We start from the raw sequence: 19,316 nt of genomic DNA, 5'->3' as shown, positions 1-19,316 counted from the left end.
GTAACCATGTACAGCCTAACAATAAACGAGCTCAGCAAGGCGCAATTTTTAGCGCAATACTGGCAGAAACAACCCCTACTCATTAAGGGCGGCTTTAAAAATTTTGTTGACCCGATCGATGCAGAAGAACTCGCCGGTCTGGCAATGGAAGAAGTTATAGAGTCGCGTATCGTCACTAATAGCGACGGTTGGCAATGTGCCAATGGCCCTTTTGAAGACTTCAGCACCCTAGGCGAAGAACGCTCTACCCTGTTGGTACAGGCGGTCGACCATTGGCACCCTGATGCTGCCGAGCTGGTTGAGCCATTTCGGTTTATTCCCAATTGGCGCATTGATGACTTGATGGTGAGCTATTCCACCCCGGGCGGCGGTGTGGGCCCGCACATAGATCGGTATGATGTGTTCATTATTCAAGGTTCGGGTAAACGCAATTGGCGAGTTGGTCAGGTTGATAAAAGCGTACAACAATTTAGCGCCAATAAAGGCCTGCTCCAGGTTGGCCCTTTTACTGCGGTTATCGATGTCGAGCTAGAGCCCGGTGATATTCTCTATATTCCGCCTAATGCGCCGCACGAAGGGTATGCCATTGAACCATCGCTAAACTATTCAATTGGTTTTAGAGCGCCGAATCAAACGGATCTGCTCTCTGCATTCGCCGATCACCTCATTGACCATGACCTAGGGCAAGCACGTTATGGTGATGAACAACTAACGGAGCGCCCCAGTCGCGGTGAACTAACCGGTGATGAAATCGCTCGCTTGCGTAAATTAATGATTGCCGCGATTGACGACGACAGCACCTTCTTGCGCTTTATCAGCGAAAGTCTCAGTGAGCCTAAACATGATAAGGACTTATTGCCCTTAGATGAGCCGCTAGAAGAACACCAGGTAATGGATTTCCTTAGTGATTATCCCCTTTTACACAAGGCCGGAGGTCTGAGATCTCTGTACGTAGAACAGCAAGATGCCGTTATCCTTGCCGTTGAAGGCCACAGCTTTTGCCTGCCAATCAATCACTTGGAAACCGTAAAACTATTATGTGATGAGCAAAGCATAGCTACCCATGTGCTGGCAATGAATACAAGCTGTTTACTTTTCAGGCAGACATTAGCTACACTGATCAAAGAAGGTTATTGGTTTGCAGATTAGGAGGGGTTATGCCTTATCGGATCCACCAAGTCGACTGGGGGTCTCAAGATAGCCCGATACGCCAAATACGTGAGCGAGTCTTTGTTTTCGAATTAAACATTCCCAAAAGTGTTGAATTTGACGAGCGCGACAATAATGCCCTGCATTTTGTCGCCTATGATGAAAACGGGACTCCTGTTGCTACTGCACGCCTATGTCAAGACGGCCTTTTAGGCCGTATTGCCGTCCTTCCAGACCATCGTAACCCCAGCATCTATACAGAAATCCTCAAATACGTACTGATCAACGCCAGCAATTGCGGCTTTAAGTCCATATGTATTAATTGTGTGCTCGATGAGGTAGAACGCTTTAAGCAGAAAGGCTTTTCGCCTTGTGGCTGTGTGTTTATGGAGGCTGGCATTCCAAGACAGCGCCTGGAATGCCCGGTGTCACGCTGTGACAGTAGTCCTTTTACTATGGTTCATTAGCCCATAGTTCTTGTTTTTCGTATAGCTCATAAAGGCCATGTGCACGGTTTATCAGCAGTTGAGCAAAGTCGTGCTGAGTTTTATCTAAACGTGGGCTATTAAGCAATTGATCCGCTTTAAGCTGCCATTGCAGTGAGAAATGACGAATTGCCTCGCGAGCCGAGCCAGCGGCTGACACTTCAATATGATCGACTGGTAACTGACCTGTGATCACCCAATAGCTTTTGCCATCTTGCGCCTTAAACTTCCACACCGCACAAAGTGGCGCTAAGAAGCGACTGTCTTTTTCTACCAAAGTTTTTGGCATGATGCCTTTTTCGGCTAAATGCTTTTGCGCAGCTTCAAAACCTTGACGTTGGAAAGCGCGAATTAGTTGTTCTTGTTGTGCTAATTGTTCTTGTTGTTGCGACATAATACTACTTCTATTGTTGTTGCTAGGGTCACTTTACGAAGAAGCGCCCTGCCTTGCAAGCCCTAAAGGATACAAAGCAGGAGTTTAGTTTTGTGAGGGTTAGTTGCCCAATACCTTGGCGGGGTCAATCTTTGCCGCCTGCCAGGCGGGATAAATAGAGGCTAACACTGTGATCACTAAGGTAATGGCCGCCACCAGAGCGATATCCTGCCAATGAATTTGCGCTGGCAAAAAGTCGATAAAATAGACGCCGGCCAGCTTATTTTCACCGATAAAATCGCTCCACAGCACAAAAATATCCGTGATGTTGAGTGCCAACAAAACACCAACCAAGGCGCCAATCAAGGTCGCTATCACGGCGGAAACTACCCCCTGAAGCATAAAGGCGAGCATAATGATCACATCACTGGCGCCCATGGTGCGTAAGATGGCAATGGCACTTTGCTTCTCTTTTACTTCCATAAACAGCGAAGAAATAATATTAAAGCTGGCCACGGCTATGATCAAAAAGACGCTTAAATAAACTATGGTGCGCACCATTTGAATATCCTGATACAGGCCGCCCTGAGTGCGAACCCAGCTGTTCACATAAACATAGTCATCGAGGGAGCGACCAATACGCATAGACTCGCTCTGGGCACTAAATACATCACCCAGGGTAATGCGCAATCCGGTGACCTGATCCTCTGTAAAAGCAAAAGCCTGCTGCAAAGCGGTCAAAGGCAAATAAACTTGCAGTTTATCCAGCGGTCCATGGCTTTCAATTAACCCTGCCACCTGCACATTTAAGCGTATCGGTGCGCTTAGGGCGTCGCTGGGGTTATTAATATCCGTCATCAAGAGCGTCAGGCTATCGCCGCGCTCAAGCCCCAGCGCCTTGGCCAGTTGGGCGCCGATAATCACCTCATTGGCATCTAACTCCGTCAGTTTTTTACCACTTATAAAGTCATCGACTATGGATACCCTGGTTTCAAGTTCGGGCACTACTCCCCTAACCTGAGCCGCCTCGAGCTTACCTCGATATTGCGCCATGGCATTGACGGCAATAAAAGGCGCCGCCGCAACTACATTGTCTTGTCGCTCCAGGCGTTGCTGCTTTTGCGGCCACTGCTCAATAGGCCTGTCCGCGGCCACATACTCAACATGGGGCACCAGGGCTAACAAGCGCTCGACCAATTGCTGCTGAAAACCGTTCACCACGGACAGCGCCAAAATAAGTACGGCGACACCAAGAATAATACCCAGGCTTGAGCTGCGGGCCATAAAGCCCATAAAACCGCTATTACGCTGAGATTTACGAAAACGCTGCGCCAGTAGCAAACTTAAGGACATGGCCTTCATAGTGCATGAGCCTCAGACCTTTGCGGATTCAATACGCCCTCATCCAAGACCACGGTACGGGTAAGGCGACTGGCCAAATCAAGATCATGGGTCACCACCACAAAGCTAGTGCCCAAATCCTGCTGCAGTTCCATCAACAAGGCGAAGATACGCTGGGCATTGTGTTTATCCAGGTTACCCGTCGGCTCATCGGCCAGCACCAGATCCGGTCCACTCACCACGGCACGGGCAATAGCCACACGCTGGCGCTCGCCACCGGACAGTTTTGCCGGTTTATGCTGGGCGCGATGGGTCAGCCCCACCTTATCCAGCATGACTTTCGCTTTTTGTTCGGCCTCTTTGGCATCCATTCCCGCTATCAGCAAGGGCATGGCCACGTTCTCAAGTGCCGTAAACTCCATCAACAGATGGTGAAACTGATAGATAAAGCCCAAATGCTTATTTCGAAACTGTGCCTGTTGCTTACGCGTCAGCTTGGCCACCTCGGTATTGCAAATTTCCAAGCTACCCTGCGTGGGTTTATCCAAGGTGCCAAGAATATGCAATAAGGTACTTTTACCCGAGCCGGAAGAGCCGACTATAGCAACGCTTTCGCCGCGCTCAACGGTTAAATCTATGCCCTTAAGCACCTCAATTTGCTCCGCCGCATCGCTGTAAACCTTGGTCAATCCCTGACAACTAATTACCTTACTACTCATACCTTAACACCTCTGCTGGACGCACCTCGGCGGCCTTTTTCGCTGGATACAAGGTGGCGACAAAACTCATCACCACGGCCCCAAGTACAATTAGCATTAGATTGCCATAGGACACCACTACCGGTAGCTCTTGTTGACCAAATAAATGCAAACCGATCGCCGCTAAAATGGCATTGAGGTTAAAAACCACCAGCACAGCTAAAACCGCGCCTATCACGCTGCCGACCACACCGTTATATAAACCCTGTATCATAAAAATTCTGGCAATTTGGCTGTGATCTAACCCTAGGGTCTGCAAAATTGCCACCTCGCCTTGTTTCTCCCTCACCATCATGGTTAAAGAGGATAAAATGTTGAACACGGCGACCATAAATATCAGCCCCAAAAGCAGGCTCATAATGCGTTTTTCCATCGCCACCGCAGCAAATAAACTGCCCTGACTCTGCCGCCAGTCTGTGACGCCCTGACGCTGTTGCTCATTTAAGCGTGACAGCACCAATTCGCTGTTAAACGCATCGCTCAGGCTTACTTCAATGGGCGCATCATCGGCATTTTTTATACGCAATAAACGCTGCAGTGACTCTCCTGAGGTAAACAGGGTATGCATATCCAACTCTGAGCCGGTGCGGTAGATCACAGCTACGGTAAATAATCGCTGCGCCGGTATACGCCCCATAGGGGTATAGGTAGTCACACTGGGAATCGTCACGCGCAGCGTATCGCCGACGCCCACATCCAAAGTACGGGCCAAATAACGACTGATGGCAATCTGATAGCGCTCGTTATAGAGGCTCTTCAAGCTACCCACTTCGATATTCTCAACCACATTATCCGGTAAGCTTTGATAAGGCGCTTGCAAGAGTACGCCCTGAATATCGGCGGCGCTTTGCACTATGGCCTGAGCCTGATGATAACGCTTGATCGAGCTGACTTGGGGCTGCGCTTTTAAATCAGCGATCAACTCCTGCTGCGCCTCGGGCTCTCGCTCGGCCATAGTAAATTGCAAATGAGGGATCATCGACAACATGGTGCGTTTTAGGTTGTTTTCAAAGCCATCCATTACCGACATCACGGTAAACAAGGCGGTGATGCCCAGGGCAATACCGGCAATGGAAAAAAACGAGACAAAGGAGACAAACGCACTGCCTTTAGATAAGCGCGAGTAGCGTAGACCAATAAATAAACTGACAGGCTTATACATCAACAGCTTAACAATAAAACGAAATTGTCACGATGCTAACACAGGGACGCGGTCATGGGTATGCTCAGCACTTCCAGTAGACGAATTTATCGCCCCAGCCCAAGGTCGTAACTGGCCCCTAGCCTATCGCTCAGATGCTCGGCGAGATAATCCATCAGCGCCTTGGTGGCATTGGCCTGGTATAAATTAGCCGGGGTAATGGCAGATATGGGCTCTTTACGAATTGCAAAACTGTGCAGCACCTCTTTGAGCTGGCCCTGTTGCAGCGCCGGTTGCACATAATAATCCGGCAGTTGTACCAACCCCAAGCCACGCATGGCCGCATCCGCCAAGGCCCAACCGCTGTTACAGCGTAATTTGGTCTTGGCTATTTTTACATGCCTAAAGCGCCCATCTTCTTGAAATCGCCAGGTGTCGGCATGGCCGAGAAGGCATTGATGATGAGCAAGCTCACTCAATACATAAGGCTGGCCGTATTCGTTTAAGTATTCAGGTGACGCACAGACTATTACCGCCCTTGATGCCAGTCGCCGTGCTTTAAGATTCGAGTCCGCAAGCTCACCGATACGTATAGCCAGGTCTATATGCTCACCAATTAAGTCCATGGTTTGATTACTCAAGATCATGGTGACGCTGACCTTAGGGTAAAGGGCCATATATTCGTGCACTAGGGGCATAATAAATTGCTCGCCAAACATTACAGGTGCGGTGATCCTCAATTGCCCACTGGGCTGGGCCTGCTGCTGCTGCAGCGCCCACTCCCCTTGCTCAAGTACGCTCTGTGCCTTTTTGGCATGGTGCAAAAGCAACTCACCTTGTTGCGTCAACACCACCTTACGGGTGCTGCGAATAAAAAGCTGAGTATTGTAATACTCCTCCAGGGCACTGATTGAACGACTGATATGGGCCACCGAGGTGCCTATTTGCCGTGCCGCGGCGGTAAAGGATTGAGCTTGCGCCGCAGCAATAAATTCCGGCATGCCTTGCCAACGCATTATTACCTCTGTGTAAAAGTATATTAATTCCAGTTAAAACTTAACATATTGTGTAATAATTTCACCTCATTTCATAAGAAGAGATCCATGGTTATGGCTGAATTTATTAAATCAAAAGCCGCCGTTGCTTGGGGCCCTAAGCAACCACTTAAAATTGAAGAAGTCGATGTGATGATGCCGAAAGCCGGCGAAGTGCTGGTAAAGATCCATGCCACAGGCGTGTGTCATACCGATGCTTTTACCCTCTCTGGTGAAGACCCTGAAGGCATCTTCCCTGCCATCCTAGGCCATGAAGGCGGTGGTGTAGTTGAAGCCATAGGCGAAGGCGTGACCAGTGTAGCCGTGGGTGACCATGTTATTCCTCTTTACACCCCGGAATGTGGCGAGTGTAAGTTCTGTACCTCGGGTAAAACCAACCTGTGTCAGAAAATTCGTGAAACCCAGGGTAAAGGCCTGATGCCAGACGGCACCACACGTTTTTATAAAGACGGTGAGCCAATTTATCACTACATGGGCTGTTCAACCTTCTCCGAGTACACGGTTCTGCCTGAAATTTCCCTCGCCAAGGTGAATAAAGAAGCGCCTTTGGAAGAAGTCTGTCTATTAGGTTGTGGTGTTACTACCGGCATGGGCGCTGTGCTTAATACCGCCAAAGTACAGCCTGGTGACACAGTCGCTATCTTTGGTTTGGGCGGCATTGGTCTGTCGGCCATTATCGGCGCAAAAATGGCCGGTGCCGGTCGCATTATCGGTATCGACATCAACGAAAGTAAGTTTGAGCTGGCGAAGAAACTTGGCGCTACCGACCTTATCAACTCCAATGATTACGATAAACCAATCCAGGAAGTGATCGTTGAGATGACAGATGGTGGTGTTGATTATTCATTCGAGTGCATCGGTAATGTCAATGTGATGCGCAGCGCCTTGGAATGTTGTCATAAGGGCTGGGGTGAGTCGGTGATTATCGGTGTTGCCGGTGCCGGTCAGGAAATCTCAACACGTCCATTCCAGCTGGTAACAGGCCGTGTATGGCGCGGCACCGCCTTTGGTGGCGTAAAAGGTCGCTCAGAGCTGCCAGAAATCGTTGAGCGTTACCTCAATAACGAGTTCGCTCTGAATGACTTTATTACTCATACCATGCCTCTTGAAGACATCAACGAGGCGTTCGAGCTGATGCACGCGGGTAAGAGTATTCGCAGCGTGATCCATTACGATAAGTAAGGGGGCGATATGAGCCTGGAATTAATTGCCAATAATAAGGTACACGGCGGCTGGCATAAGCGTTACAGCCACAAATCCGCGGTGAATAACTGCACCATGACCTTTGCCATCTTTTTGCCCCCGGGCGTGGATGAAACCGCCAAGGCACCTGTGCTGTATTGGCTGTCGGGTTTAACCTGCACCGATGAAAACTTTATGCAAAAAGCGGCGGCCTTTAAAACCGCCGCCGAGCTCGGCATTATTCTTGTGGCACCAGACACCAGCCCACGTGGCGAGGGTGTTATTGATGATCCCGAGGGCAATTACGACTTCGGTTTAGGTGCCGGCTTTTACGTTAACGCCACCGAAGAGCCTTATAAGCAGCACTACCAAATGTATGACTACATATGTTCTGAGCTGCCGGCACTGATAGATGAGCACTTTCCCAGTAATGGTAAAAAGGCCATCAGCGGCCATTCCATGGGTGGTCATGGTGCTTTGGTTTTAGGTTTACGTAATCTTGGCCAATACACAAGTGTTAGTGCCTTTGCTCCTATAACCAACCCGCTTAGCTGCCCTTGGGGTGAAAAAGCCTTTAGCGGTTATTTGGGTAAAGACAGGGAGAGTTGGAAGGCCTATGACAGCTGTGAGCTACTCAGCCATACCCCAGTGGATAAATGCCCGCCGCTGCTGGTCAGCCAGGGCATGAGTGACACCTTTTTGGAAAGCCAGCTGCGACCGGAGCGTTTAATAGCCGCGGCAGAGCAAGCCGATGTCTCTCTTTGCCTGGATCAGCACCCTGGTTACGATCATAGTTACTTTTTTATCAGTAGCTTTATCGACCAGCACTTGCGCTTCCATGCGCAATACTTAGGCTAACGGAAAGCCCTTGGGGAAAGCCCTTAGGGCCGGCCCTTACAGATAACAAAAAGCCCCGCTGATGCGGGGCTTTTTTCATTCTTTCACGACCTGCTTATTTGGTCATGTCGCTGTACGGATTGGCAATATCCAGACGTACTGGCTTATCAAAGCCCGGGATCTGCATCTGCTCGGTATCAAAGCTGATAGCATTTTCGTCGATAAGACCTTCACCAAAACGATAGATAAGTGAAAACTCGCCGCGTTGCGCCTGTTCAAAATAAACCTGCTGTTGCGCTGCTGTATCTTTAAAGGCCACTTCATGCTCCGCGATTGCAGCATCGCCATGGCGCGCAACCAACATGCGTTTAGTCACACTTGGGCTTAGCACAGGCGCGGTGGCGTTGTTACCACCAAAGCCTTTAGAGTTAATAAAGGCCACATCCTGAGGGGCACATTGATAATGCTCCAGGCTGATATTAAGACGAGCGTTAAATACATCGTCCGCCACCTTATCTATGGTGGTTACACCCGGCATGATGTTGTCGCTAAACACACCCAGGGCAAAGGCAAGCTGATCGCCACTGGCTGGTGCTATGGTGTGGCCAACAAAAGCTTTTGGCGCCACAACCGGCCAATTGTTAATGTCATAAGCAGTAGCGATACGGTCGTAAATCGCCGACTCGGTCACACGGTTTTGTGGTGTGCTCGAACCATGGGCCAGAATAAAGCTGCGCGCACTGATGGCTTCATCGCCAACAATGGCTTGTGCCAATGCCACGGCTTTGGCCATAGTGATATAGTTACCCGGACCCGGTGCGGTAATAGACTTCTTAAAACCATCGGCATTAACAAACACATCCGGCACACTGCCAAGAATGTCAGCGCCTAATTCCAACGCTAAGGCGTCGTCCATTAATATGGTCACCTGAGCGCCCTCACCTATGGTGAAACCACAGTTTTCGCCGAATGGACGCGAGGTACGGCGGTAATCCACTTCATCGCTGCCATCAAGTTTTTTCAGGTTATCGTCGTTGGCCAAGGCGCCCATATTACCGAAGCCTTCAATGATCTCTGGCTCGATGGCACATTCGCTTGAAGCCACGATAGCAACACGAGTACGACCAGCCTTAATGTCGTGTACCGCAGCACGCAGGTTATACAAGAAGGTGGCACAGGCACCTGAGGTGGTAAAAGTTGTACCCACGTTACCGGTTACATAGGCATTAATAAAGTCGGTGGACATGGTATTAAGACCCAGCGCCAGCTGCTTGGTGCTCACACGGTCACCTTGCAGACGCGCTTTAAACAGACCGCCAAGACCTTCGCTATTCACCTGACCGGCCACAGACGCACTGTAGGTACCGATTTGATCCGGCTCCACCGAGTTCATCACCTTTTGCCAATCCAGACCGCTGGCATGAATCGCATCACTGGCAGCAAAAATGGTGGCTTGCAGACCACGCGGCTGATAACGGCTGTTATACATTTGCGATGGGTCAAAACCGGTAGGCAATTGACCAGCAGCCTTGATGGGGTTGTCACGGTAACTGTCGAGCTTAACCTCAAAATCACCACAAATGGTTACTTCAACCTGGCCTTTTTCCAGCTCGGTGACTTGCCAATTACTTGGGATAGGCTCAGGTAGCTGACGCTTACGGGTGGTAAAGCTGATAGGCGCACTGGCCTGGGCTACCAATTTTTGGTGCGAATGAGTCGCGTCAACGTCGAAGAAACGCTCTTCGATACGACGAATTAGGGTACCAGCTAGGATCTGCTCACCCAGTTGCGCTTCAACATTGTCGGCTGTGATGGCAACACCATCCTTGCTCAGCAATTGTCCCTGCTCGTCACTTACCAGATTCATTAAACTGGCCAGGCCTAATAGGGTTTCTTGACGCTGTGCTAATGGCAAGGCGTCGAGTACCACACGGCGGAAACCCTGGTTAAATGACGTGCGCCCGGCGGCATTAATACCACCCATGGCAACAATTACAGGTAATGCACTCATAACAACTCATTCTTTTACTTTGGAAATTGTCCCTAGTGTAAGTGGAACACAGCGGTCGATATGTGTTTTAATGGCCATATATTTATCAAATACGGCCAAATTTAAATGGTCGGATCTTTTATGAAGCCATTTAACGTATTAATAGCCCTGTATCCACAAATGCTGGCCACCAGCCTGACCCTGCCTTTTGAGATGCTCCACGCCGGTTATGCCTTTGCACGGCGCCATAGCAAGGAAGCACCGAAACTCTGCCTGCAGTTGATGGCACAAACCACTGAGCCGGTTCTCGCCCACAGTGGCCTGCCCTTCACCGCCAACGTCGGATTGGATGCACTAGATACCTGTGATCTGCTTATTTTACCCAGCCTGTGGCGCAACCCGCGCCCGGTATTGAGAAAACAAGAGGGTATGATTCAGGCGCTGGCCAAGCTCGACCCAAAACGCTGCGCCATAATAGGCGTTGGCACCGGCAACTGCTTTCTCGCCGAGGCCAAATTGCTCGACGGCCACCCGGCAACCACCCATTGGCATTATGCCGATCAGTTTAAGCGGGATTACCCCAAAGTTGAGCTAAAGCCCGAGTACTTTATTACCCAGGCCGAGGGACTTTATTGTGTCGCCAGCCTCAATGCCTTAGCCGACGTGATAGTGCATATCCTTGAGAATCTCTATGGCCGCGAATGTGCCCTACATGTGCAGCGCAACTTCTCCCACGAGGTACGAAAACCCTATGAGCAACAGCGCTACCTAGAAGGTATGAATGAACGTCACCCCGATGAGCTTATCGCCCAGGTTCAGTTTTGGCTGAAGAATAATCTGAGCGCGGAACTGAGTATTGCCGACATAGCCAGTCAATTTGCCATCTCACAGCGCACCCTGACGCGGCGCTTTAAACAGGCCACCGGCCTAAGTCCGAATCAATATTGGCGCAAGCTTAAGGTAAGGCTGGCCAAGAGTTGCTCGCTAACTCCAACCTCAGCATTAACGATATCGCTTTAGAGCTGGGCTTTAACCATCAGGCACTGCTCAATAAGCTGTTTGCCCAGGAGCTCGGACAAAGCCCGAGTGAGTACCGCACCCTGGTGCGTAAAAAGCTCTTTAGCAGCGACAGTGATTAGGGTCTGTTGACCTTTGTTGTTTGTTTCTGCAGCAGTTTGTAGTGACTTTATACAAGGCGGCACATGTGTGGTGTAGTTATTCTACATAAACATGTAACAACACAGTAGAAATGCACTACAAACGCTGCCCTACGGGTTCATCTAAACGCATCCTGCTCTGTGTTACTCGCTATGAACATAGAATGACTATGCACCATAACGAGCGTCGTGATCAGAATGCGTTTAGATTGAACATAAAGTAAACCGCAAAGATAAACAGACCCTGGCCCAAGCATTATTGCGCTCTATTGCGCTTCGGTGCGGGCAAGATATTGGGCCCGGGGTACAAATTCCAACACTGTGGCATTAATGCAATAGCGTGGTTTGCCTCCCGGTCCCTCGTTGGCAAAGACATGCCCCAAGTGAATACCTGAGGATTTAGAGCGAATTTCCACACGGCGTATGCCATAACTGTTGTCTTGATGACGGGTTACCTGCCCCGCCACAGGTTTGGTAAATGACAACCAGCCGGTGCCGGAATTAAAACGATCTTTGGTATCGAATAGAGGCGCACCGGAGAGTTTGTCTATAAACACACCGTCCGGCGTATTTTTAAAGATTTCATATTCCTTACAAAAGCGATTATCCGTGCCTTTGTTAAAGGCGACCCGATAGGCCTCGGTGTCACCTAGTTTGAACGCGCCCAGCGCCTTATAAAACATACCCGGTTCCATGTACCCCTGATAACCGGCCACTTCCTTGCCGTTTTCTAAAAATAAGATGGTCGGCGTCGCAAAAGTGGGCGTGGTCACGCTTAGGCCATCAAGCTGTGACGCATAGCGCATATGTACCTTGATAGAGCCTTGATAATCCTTCAGTACCTCGTTTTTAAACTTTTCGCAGTAAGGGCAATAGGCACGGGCATCGAGCATGACAATATGCTTACCCTTTAACAGCGGCGTATTATCGACCCGAGCTTCTTCTTGCTTTGCAAAACGAACGCCGGTGGAATGATCTGGGCAATAGCCATTAGGGTTTTTGCGAAGATAGTCCTGATGATAATTTTCGGCAGGATGGAATTTATCCAGCGGTTTGATAACCGTCGCTATCTGGCCATAACCGGCCAGAGTTAATAATTTTTGATACTGACTCTGTATCTTAACGGCAATACCCTGCTGCGTTTCATCGTAGGTAAGTATGGTCGAGCGATACTGGGTGCCCCTATCATTGCCCTGACGATTAACCTGGGTAGGGTCATGTTGTTCAAAGTAGAATTGGAGGATTTGCTCTAAGCTGACGACATTGGCATTAAAGGTCACGCGTACCACTTCGGCGTAGTTATTTTCATCAAAACGACGTTTTCTGGCGATGATGTTCTTATAAGTGGGTTTAAATCCCCGTCCATCTGCATAACCCGACTCGGCGTTGAGCACCCCTGGTAAGGCTTCAAAGCGCTTTTCAACGCCCCAAAAACACCCAGCCCCGAGCACAATTTGTTGCGTCGCGTTGGTCATTTGCGCCTTATCGGCGCCAAGCAAGCCGCTTGAGCTTAGCCCAAGAAACAGTGAAATCGCGCATAAAAACAACTTGTTAAACATAATAACCCCGATAGACTGTAGAGATAAGAAGATATTCGGCGATATCAATGCAGGTCTCATATTTCCCCTGCACCTGTTTATTAGACCGTACCCAGGCTTATAATTATTCACACAGCCCAGAGCTAAGCCGTAACACCAGAATTAAGGATCAGCTTGCTATGACTTCAGCCTTGCCGGCGCCGCATTTTTATCAAATCGATAACGCCACCCTGGTATTGGACGCCAGTCCTATTAGCGCGCTCGATAAGGCGCAAAAACAGCGTATGATAAATGCCTTGGCCCGCCAGTTGCTGCTACAGCCTGATTATGTAGATGTAGTCAGTGCCGATCAAACCTTGACCCTGTATGGCCGCAGTCATCTCGAATTAGAGAGGGTGCAACAACACTTGCTGCTGATGTGGCAGCAATTTGATGAAGATAGCAGTCAAAGCCAGTTTCATGAGATCAAGGTGCAATACGGTGGCAAGCACGGCTTGGATCTCGCCTCGGTAGCTAAGAGTTGTGGTCTTAGCGAGCGCGAGGTCATAAATATTCACACCAGTGGGCTTTATACCGTGGACTTTATCGGCTTTCAGCCCGGCTTTGCCTACATCAGCGGCCTAGACTCGCGCCTGCAGCTGCCACGTTTGGCTACACCCCGTACCTTAGTGCCCAAAGGCAGCGTTGCCATCGCCGCAGATAAAACCGCCATCTATCCTGCTAACTCTCCTGGTGGCTGGCATATTCTCGGCCACACAGAGCAGACGCTGTTTGACCCAAGTAAACAGCCACCGGCATTATTCGCCCCTGGCGATACCCTTCGCTTTGTGGAGGCTTAGACCATGTTGACCATCATTAAGCCCGGACCCCAGCTAACTATTCAAGACCTTGGCCGCTTTGGTCACCGTCACTTAGGCGTATCCCAGTGCGGCGCCCTTGATAGCGATGCCCTGCGGGTTGCCAATCTATTGGTAGGCAATAACGAAGATGCTGCCGCGTTAGAGATCACCCTGGGCATGGCCAAGCTGCGTTTTGAACGACCGTGCTGCTTTGCTCTTAGCGGCGCCGATATGAGCGCTAATTTAAACGGGAAGCGCATAGAAACCGGCTGGTGTTACCGGGCTGAAGCTGGGCAAACCCTCACCTTTGCCTCCTCGTCTCTGAACCTGCGCTGCTATTTAGCCATAAGCGGTGGTTTTGCTTTAGAGCCGGTCTTGGGCAGTTGTAGCACGGATTGCATGGCCGGATTCGGCGGCCTGGATGGGCAGGCGCTTAAGGAAGGACAACAAGTTGCTTTCGCCACCAGCAAATTTGAGTGGCTTAATTGGGGAGCCAAGTTACCAAGGCGCCAAGGCCCAATCCATTATATTGCCGAGCCCAGAGAATTTGGCTTAGCAGCAAAACTTAAACTCGCGTTTAGCGAGGCAACTTGGCAGGTATCGGCGCAAAGCAACCGCATGGGGTTGCGCCTGCAGGCAGAGCCAACCAGCGCGGACCTTGACGAGTCCATTGGCCATAATCTAAGCCATGCTTTAAGCATTAAAAGCACGGCGGTGGCACCGGGTAGTATACAACTGCCGCCAAGCGGCGAGCCCATAATCCTGTTAAATGATTGCCAAACCACAGGCGGCTATCCGCTGTTGGGTCAGGTGATCGCCGCAGATCTGCCGCGCTTAGGGCAACTCAGGGGTGGCCACAGCGTCACCTTTACCCCGGTGACCCTGGCTCAGGCGCGACAATTGAATCAACAACATCAGAACGAGCTTAATCGCCTACGTTTGGCCATGCGCTATCGCCGCGAGTCTAGTTAAAACGCTCAAAAGCTGATTTGAGTTATTCATTCTGTTTTTGTGATTGCATTAATCATATAAACCCATTTTATCTATCAATATGCCTGACTAATAATAAACGGACTTGAACTGGAGATTTAGAGAATTAGTCATGAAGAAAACAGCCACTTTCGCAACCATGCATTTCGCCATTGCCTTTGGTGTAACCTACCTATTAACCGGTAGCCTGGTGCTTGGAGGCCTGGTCGCCATTGTCGAGCCCGCGGTGAATACAGTGGCATTTTACTTCCACGAGAAAGCCTGGGGACTGGTTGAGCGTAAGCACGCGATGAATGTAGAAGACACAAGTGTGCTGCTTGCTTAAAGCAGCGTCTCTTGTCTAACACACTCAATGCTAAGGGTTTGAAACACAGGAAGCGTAGGTAGTAAAGCCCGGGAATAAGTTGGGGTTGTCGCTCGTGCTGTTCGGTTCACTGGTGCTCACATAGCCATAACCGAGGTCCACATCGTAATAGTAAGCATCATCAGCTGTCACCGACCAGTAAGTGCCATCGGTTGGCCAACCGCGTGCACTAAACATATTACCGTAACTGTCATATAAACCCATTAACTCTTCTCGCGTTGGTAAGCGCCAGTTGGTTCGCCCTCCGAGACTTTGGGAATTATAGGTATTACACAGTGCCTTTGCATTGCTCCAGTTGAATAGGTAGAAAGTGCCGGATGGTCCCCGCGTGCCATCCACAGTCCAAGTTGGGTGTGTTGGATGTGTTGGACTTCCTCCAATACCGTCTAGGTAAGCCACTGATGGTGAGTTAGTAAACAATTTTCCACTGCCCGTATCGAAGACATCAATACAGCTATTTGCGAGAGAAGCGCACTTGTTGGAGCCACTGGCTGTAGTACTCAATGCAAGTGCTATTACTGCGATTAATTTAAGTTTCATGTGTCTCTACATTTAGTTAGTCCAGCACAAGGCTGTTTATTCTCTATCTAATTAAACATTGCCGCAGCCAATTCAGGCTTAACGCCGTGGTAAGCTGCGTCTATACGTGCAGCGAATAGATGCCGATTGCTTGTTCTTTATTTGGGATGTCCAATGTATTTGGCACTTTCCTTAAAAGCCTTGCCCCAGCACGTTCAACTATTTTAATGCTGGCAAAATTGTTTTCTAGACACTGGAATTCAATAGTGCTGATACCCAGCTCAGTCGCTAAGTAGGGGATCATCACCGCTAAGATTTGCCCAACCACCCTATTGCCTCGGGCGTTGTCGGCAAGCCAGTAACCGAGTTCACATACTCCCTTATCAGGGTCAATATATTTAACACCAAAGACACCACTGAATTGGTTGTGAAATTGAATCGAGAACCACTGCGCCCCATCTAAGCCACTATTCAAGCGGCTTTCTATATAAGCCCTCGCACTGGCACTATCTAGGACGCTTTTTTCCCACGCCATATATTGAGAGAGGTTTGCTCTACTTAGCTCAACCGCCTCATAAAGTCGTGGCGCATCTGTAACGCTTAAATGATTAAGATGTATATCACTCGATATTTTTAGGAACATAGGGCTTCTTTTTATAGGGATAACGCCCGCGTAATAGGCGCGAGCTTGCGAGCGTCCTAATTGACGCGTTTGTTAGGGCTTTCTGCTTCATAAGAACGCAATGCCTCGAATACCTTGTTTGCATCAACCGGAATATCAGGCCCACGTTGCTCTGAATTAAGCATTGTTTCAAATTGCACTTCAGCTGCCCCGTCCTTCTCAGTTATTTCGCAACAGGACCAATGTACCTGCTTATAACTCCTAAATAGGTGTGTACTGCAAGAGTTATAGCCGTTACCTTCATACATACGAAGAAACATCAATCTTTCGCCACCAACTTGCCAATACTCTGGATCATTTGGCCCCCAAACTTGAATTTTATCTCCTGGCAACAAGTTTCCCTTGAAAGTTTGAATTGCCTCCAACTCCCACACTATAAAATTACACTTTTCGGCTTCGATCTCCATTGGCAATGTACGCAGGACATTGAAGTGTGCAACGTCGGTTGAATGGTTATATTGCCACTCTAAATTAGTGTCCTTTGGTATTCCGCTAGCACAGCCAATAAGCAGAAAAATAATTGAAATAGAAAACACTCTGTTCATTGTGGTGTTGCCCTAACATGTTTATAACGAGCTAAACGCGCGTTTTTCTACCACAACTTTGCTCGTTTTTGTCCTTTCTCTATTGATAACAAATTCTTGTAGCCCTTACTAGTGCGGAACTCAAAGCTGGTAGCTTCAAATAGCAGTCCGACAAAAAGAAGCGACTGGGTCGTTTTCTTGACTATACACGCAACCTGATAATTACTGTATTTATACACAGCGTTCAATTACTCAAGATGAAAGCACCTTCACTCTAGTTAAATAACATCTCAGCTTATCTGCTGACTCGGCAGTATCTATTGACAACAATTACGACAGAGCAATATTTTCCCAGTGGTGAAATGCGCCTTCTTATCCCACCAATAACCAGTTAAATAAAACCAAATACCCCCATCTATAGCCTGCGCTTATTTGGTGCAAGCAAACGTCCACCCTCCTAATGGGCACAATGAGTACGGCACGTAATAAGACCGCTTTTCCCATAAAATGGCGATAGCAGCTCGGAGATTGACCGCCCAAAACCCACCTTAGTGCATAAGGGCGAAATCGCGCACTAAATTGGCGCATAAAAAATTCAAAAACAACCTAGCCAAGCATGTGACTTGGCATATTTTTTCTGCTACAACAAAAGCTCGAGATAGGAATGAGGAAAACAAATATGTGTTCAATTTTTGCGGTGCTCGATGTCAAGTCCAGTATTGCGCAATTGCGCGAGCAAGCCATAGACATGTCGAAACTCTTGCGCCACCGCGGCCCGGACTGGTCCGGCGTTTATACCGGCGACAAGGCCATTTTAGTGCATGAGCGTCTGGCCATCGTCGGCGTACAAAGCGGTGCACAGCCGCTGTTTAATAAAGCCGGCAACCATGTGTTGGCGGTCAATGGCGAAATCTACAACCATCAGCAACTCGCCGATGCCCTGACCATAGACTACGAATTTCAAACCCAGAGCGATTGTGAGGTGATCCTCGCCCTGTATGAAGAAAAAGGCAGTGCCTTTCTCGACGAGCTCAACGGTATTTTTGCCTTTTGCCTGTACGATGAAGAAAAGGATAAATACCTGATTGGCCGCGACCATATCGGCATTATCCCCCTTTATACCGGCCGCGACGAACATGGCAATTTCTATGTGGCCAGTGAGCTCAAGGCCCTGACGCCAATATGTAACCACATTGAGGAGTTCCCTCCCGGTCATTTCCTTGATAGCGAGGTGGGCGAATACCAGCGCTATTATCACAGAGACTGGCAAGAATTTTCCGCGGTTAAAGACAATGATGCCGAGCCAGAAACCCTTAAACATGCCCTGGAGGCTGCGGTAAAACGCCAGCTGATGTGCGATGTGCCCTACGGTGTTTTATTGTCAGGGGGGCTGGACTCTTCGCTTATCTCCGCCATTACCCAAAAATATGCCGCCAAGCGCATCGAGGATAACGATGCCAGCGATGCCTGGTGGCCAAAGTTGCACTCCTTTTCCATCGGCCTTGAAGGCTCGCCGGACTTGGCCGCCGCCGCTAAGGTTGCCGAGCATATCGGCACCATTCACCACCCCATTCACTTCACCGTGCAGCAAGGAATAGACGCCATTAAGGAGGTCATCTACCATCTGGAGACCTATGATGTCACCACGGTGCGCGCCTCTACCCCCATGTACCTGATGGCTCGTCATATTAAGGCCATGGGCATTAAAATGGTGCTTTCCGGCGAAGGCGCCGATGAGCTCTTTGGTGGCTATCTGTATTTTCATAAGGCGCCCAATGCCGAGGAATTCCATGACGAATTAAACCGTAAGGTGGCCAAGCTGCATATGTTCGATTGTCTGCGCGCCAATAAATCCATGGCCGCCTGGGGCGTCGAGGCACGGGTGCCGTTTTTAGACAAGGAGTTTATCGATATCGCCATGCGCATTAATCCGGATGCAAAAATGTGCAAGGACGGGCGCATCGAAAAGCACATTATTCGTGAAGCTTTCGATGGCTATCTGCCGGACGAGGTCTTGTGGCGACAAAAAGAGCAGTTTTCCGATGGCGTTGGCTATAACTGGATAGACTCACTTAAAGCCTATGTGGAAGAGCAGGTATCGGACCGGGATATGCAAAACGCCCACTTTAAATTTCCGCTCAATACCCCGGATAGCAAAGAGGCGTATTTTTATCGCAATATCTTCGAGCAACACTTCCCCGGGGGGGTTGCAACCTTGTGTGTGCCCCACGGCAAATCGGTGGCCTGCTCTACCCCGCAAGCGCTGGCCTGGGATGCGTCATTTCAAACCAATGCCGACCCATCCGGGCGCGCCGCCAGTATTCACCAGTCTGCCTACTCGAGCGAGAGCTAAGCCTAACCTTTAGGGCGCGACCTAGTCTGCGCCCACTTT

18 protein-coding genes and 1 pseudogene are annotated in these 19,316 nt (G+C 49.4%); 9 read left to right on the top strand and 10 right to left on the bottom strand.

Annotated elements, in window-relative coordinates; all coding sequences use genetic code 11:
- Positions 1 to 6: 6 nt before the first annotated feature.
- Positions 7 to 1,149: a cupin domain-containing protein gene (locus tag C2M17_RS00465; RefSeq protein ID WP_105198931.1), complete on the top strand. Its 1,143-nt coding sequence runs from the start codon at positions 7 to 9 to the stop codon at positions 1,147 to 1,149.
- 8 nt (positions 1,150 to 1,157) lie between these two features.
- Complete coding sequence (locus tag C2M17_RS00460) at positions 1,158 to 1,616, top strand: GNAT family N-acetyltransferase (RefSeq protein ID WP_105198930.1); 459 nt, start codon at positions 1,158 to 1,160, stop codon at positions 1,614 to 1,616.
- Here the strand turns inward: C2M17_RS00460 and C2M17_RS00455 are convergent.
- From C2M17_RS00455 to C2M17_RS00435, 5 genes are all read right to left on the bottom strand, one after another.
- Positions 1,603 to 2,028 (bottom strand): DUF4826 family protein, encoded by a 426-nt coding sequence (locus tag C2M17_RS00455; protein ID WP_105198929.1) that lies wholly within the window; start codon positions 2,026 to 2,028, stop codon positions 1,603 to 1,605. The two genes, C2M17_RS00460 and C2M17_RS00455, sit on opposite strands and share 14 nt — an antisense overlap.
- A 99-nt stretch (positions 2,029 to 2,127) precedes the next feature.
- The gene (locus C2M17_RS00450) at positions 2,128 to 3,360 is read right to left on the bottom strand and encodes a lipoprotein-releasing ABC transporter permease subunit (protein ID WP_105199094.1); all 1,233 of its coding nucleotides are present in this window, start codon (positions 3,358 to 3,360) and stop codon (positions 2,128 to 2,130) included.
- A 5-nt stretch (positions 3,361 to 3,365) separates the two neighbouring features.
- Positions 3,366 to 4,067 (bottom strand): lipoprotein-releasing ABC transporter ATP-binding protein LolD, encoded by a 702-nt coding sequence (gene lolD, locus C2M17_RS00445; RefSeq protein WP_105198928.1) that lies wholly within the window; start codon positions 4,065 to 4,067, stop codon positions 3,366 to 3,368.
- Positions 4,060 to 5,268, bottom strand: a complete 1,209-nt coding sequence (locus C2M17_RS00440) for a lipoprotein-releasing ABC transporter permease subunit (RefSeq protein ID WP_105198927.1) — start codon at positions 5,266 to 5,268, stop codon at positions 4,060 to 4,062. Before C2M17_RS00440 ends, lolD begins: the two co-directional genes overlap by 8 nt.
- 86 nt (positions 5,269 to 5,354) lie before the next feature.
- On the bottom strand, positions 5,355 to 6,263 hold the full coding sequence (locus C2M17_RS00435) for a LysR substrate-binding domain-containing protein (RefSeq protein WP_199775733.1): 909 nt from the start codon (positions 6,261 to 6,263) through the stop codon (positions 5,355 to 5,357).
- A 93-nt stretch (positions 6,264 to 6,356) separates the two neighbouring features.
- Here C2M17_RS00435 and C2M17_RS00430 point away from each other — a divergent pair, with 93 nt between their 5' ends.
- Positions 6,357 to 7,484, top strand: coding sequence for an S-(hydroxymethyl)glutathione dehydrogenase/class III alcohol dehydrogenase (locus C2M17_RS00430; protein ID WP_233997887.1), 1,128 nt, complete (start codon positions 6,357 to 6,359; stop codon positions 7,482 to 7,484).
- Between the two features lie 9 nt (positions 7,485 to 7,493).
- On the top strand, positions 7,494 to 8,342 hold the full coding sequence (gene fghA / locus C2M17_RS00425; protein WP_105198924.1) for an S-formylglutathione hydrolase: 849 nt from the start codon (positions 7,494 to 7,496) through the stop codon (positions 8,340 to 8,342).
- A gap of 94 nt (positions 8,343 to 8,436) precedes the next feature.
- Here fghA and C2M17_RS00420 read toward each other — a convergent pair whose 3' ends face one another.
- Positions 8,437 to 10,332, bottom strand: coding sequence for a beta-ketoacyl synthase (locus C2M17_RS00420; protein WP_105198923.1), 1,896 nt, complete (start codon positions 10,330 to 10,332; stop codon positions 8,437 to 8,439).
- A 105-nt stretch (positions 10,333 to 10,437) separates the two neighbouring features.
- Between C2M17_RS00420 and C2M17_RS00415 the strand changes: the two are divergent.
- A pseudogene (locus tag C2M17_RS00415) lies at positions 10,438 to 11,450 on the top strand (GlxA family transcriptional regulator).
- A 284-nt stretch (positions 11,451 to 11,734) separates the two neighbouring features.
- Here the strand turns inward: C2M17_RS00415 and msrA are convergent.
- Positions 11,735 to 13,027: a peptide-methionine (S)-S-oxide reductase MsrA gene (msrA, locus tag C2M17_RS00410; protein WP_105198922.1), complete on the bottom strand. Its 1,293-nt coding sequence runs from the start codon at positions 13,025 to 13,027 to the stop codon at positions 11,735 to 11,737.
- A 158-nt stretch (positions 13,028 to 13,185) separates the two neighbouring features.
- Here msrA and pxpB point away from each other — a divergent pair, with 158 nt between their 5' ends.
- The 3 genes from pxpB to C2M17_RS00395 all read left to right on the top strand — a co-directional run bounded on the left by pxpB (position 13,186) and on the right by C2M17_RS00395 (position 15,160).
- Complete coding sequence (pxpB, locus tag C2M17_RS00405) at positions 13,186 to 13,845, top strand: 5-oxoprolinase subunit PxpB (protein ID WP_158683950.1); 660 nt, start codon at positions 13,186 to 13,188, stop codon at positions 13,843 to 13,845.
- A gap of 3 nt (positions 13,846 to 13,848) precedes the next feature.
- Positions 13,849 to 14,817: a biotin-dependent carboxyltransferase family protein gene (locus tag C2M17_RS00400; protein ID WP_105198920.1), complete on the top strand. Its 969-nt coding sequence runs from the start codon at positions 13,849 to 13,851 to the stop codon at positions 14,815 to 14,817.
- A 130-nt stretch (positions 14,818 to 14,947) separates the two neighbouring features.
- Positions 14,948 to 15,160, top strand: coding sequence for a DUF2061 domain-containing protein (locus C2M17_RS00395; RefSeq protein ID WP_105198919.1), 213 nt, complete (start codon positions 14,948 to 14,950; stop codon positions 15,158 to 15,160).
- 30 nt (positions 15,161 to 15,190) lie between these two features.
- Here C2M17_RS00395 and C2M17_RS00390 read toward each other — a convergent pair whose 3' ends face one another.
- From C2M17_RS00390 to C2M17_RS00380, 3 genes are all read right to left on the bottom strand, one after another.
- Positions 15,191 to 15,739 (bottom strand): Lcl C-terminal domain-containing protein, encoded by a 549-nt coding sequence (locus C2M17_RS00390; protein WP_105198918.1) that lies wholly within the window; start codon positions 15,737 to 15,739, stop codon positions 15,191 to 15,193.
- Positions 15,740 to 15,839: 100 nt separating this feature from the next.
- Positions 15,840 to 16,361 (bottom strand): GNAT family N-acetyltransferase, encoded by a 522-nt coding sequence (locus C2M17_RS00385; protein ID WP_105198917.1) that lies wholly within the window; start codon positions 16,359 to 16,361, stop codon positions 15,840 to 15,842.
- Positions 16,362 to 16,417: 56 nt separating this feature from the next.
- Positions 16,418 to 16,945, bottom strand: a complete 528-nt coding sequence (locus C2M17_RS00380; RefSeq protein WP_105198916.1) for a hypothetical protein — start codon at positions 16,943 to 16,945, stop codon at positions 16,418 to 16,420.
- 658 nt (positions 16,946 to 17,603) lie between these two features.
- Between C2M17_RS00380 and asnB the strand changes: the two genes are divergently transcribed.
- A complete protein-coding gene (gene asnB, locus C2M17_RS00375; protein WP_105198915.1) occupies positions 17,604 to 19,277 on the top strand; it encodes an asparagine synthase B in 1,674 nt (557 codons plus the stop codon).
- The last annotated feature ends 39 nt before the right edge of the window (positions 19,278 to 19,316 follow it).

Source organism: Pseudoalteromonas sp. T1lg10 (assembly GCF_002964545.1).
GTDB lineage: Bacteria > Pseudomonadota > Gammaproteobacteria > Enterobacterales > Alteromonadaceae > Pseudoalteromonas.
Note: the sequence above shows the minus strand (reverse complement) of the source record. Positions and strands in the feature narration are given on the sequence as shown.

Bases quoted from the DNA above. Each gene is read 5' to 3' on its own strand.
- C2M17_RS00465 (WP_105198931.1), top strand. From the start codon at position 7: ATGTACAGCCTAACAATAAACGAGCTCAGCAAGGCGCAATTTTTAGCG.
- C2M17_RS00460 (WP_105198930.1), top strand. From the start codon at position 1,158: ATGCCTTATCGGATCCACCAAGTCGACTGGGGGTCTCAAGATAGCCCG.
- C2M17_RS00455 (WP_105198929.1), bottom strand. From the start codon at position 2,028: ATGTCGCAACAACAAGAACAATTAGCACAACAAGAACAACTAATTCGC.
- C2M17_RS00450 (WP_105199094.1), bottom strand. From the start codon at position 3,360: ATGTCCTTAAGTTTGCTACTGGCGCAGCGTTTTCGTAAATCTCAGCGT.
- lolD (WP_105198928.1), bottom strand. From the start codon at position 4,067: ATGAGTAGTAAGGTAATTAGTTGTCAGGGATTGACCAAGGTTTACAGC.
- C2M17_RS00440 (WP_105198927.1), bottom strand. From the start codon at position 5,268: ATGTATAAGCCTGTCAGTTTATTTATTGGTCTACGCTACTCGCGCTTA.
- C2M17_RS00435 (WP_199775733.1), bottom strand. From the start codon at position 6,263: ATGCGTTGGCAAGGCATGCCGGAATTTATTGCTGCGGCGCAAGCTCAA.
- C2M17_RS00430 (WP_233997887.1), top strand. From the start codon at position 6,357: ATGGCTGAATTTATTAAATCAAAAGCCGCCGTTGCTTGGGGCCCTAAG.
- fghA (WP_105198924.1), top strand. From the start codon at position 7,494: ATGAGCCTGGAATTAATTGCCAATAATAAGGTACACGGCGGCTGGCAT.
- C2M17_RS00420 (WP_105198923.1), bottom strand. From the start codon at position 10,332: ATGAGTGCATTACCTGTAATTGTTGCCATGGGTGGTATTAATGCCGCC.
- msrA (WP_105198922.1), bottom strand. From the start codon at position 13,027: ATGTTTAACAAGTTGTTTTTATGCGCGATTTCACTGTTTCTTGGGCTA.
- pxpB (WP_158683950.1), top strand. From the start codon at position 13,186: ATGACTTCAGCCTTGCCGGCGCCGCATTTTTATCAAATCGATAACGCC.
- C2M17_RS00400 (WP_105198920.1), top strand. From the start codon at position 13,849: ATGTTGACCATCATTAAGCCCGGACCCCAGCTAACTATTCAAGACCTT.
- C2M17_RS00395 (WP_105198919.1), top strand. From the start codon at position 14,948: ATGAAGAAAACAGCCACTTTCGCAACCATGCATTTCGCCATTGCCTTT.
- C2M17_RS00390 (WP_105198918.1), bottom strand. From the start codon at position 15,739: ATGAAACTTAAATTAATCGCAGTAATAGCACTTGCATTGAGTACTACA.
- C2M17_RS00385 (WP_105198917.1), bottom strand. From the start codon at position 16,361: ATGTTCCTAAAAATATCGAGTGATATACATCTTAATCATTTAAGCGTT.
- C2M17_RS00380 (WP_105198916.1), bottom strand. From the start codon at position 16,945: ATGAACAGAGTGTTTTCTATTTCAATTATTTTTCTGCTTATTGGCTGT.
- asnB (WP_105198915.1), top strand. From the start codon at position 17,604: ATGTGTTCAATTTTTGCGGTGCTCGATGTCAAGTCCAGTATTGCGCAA.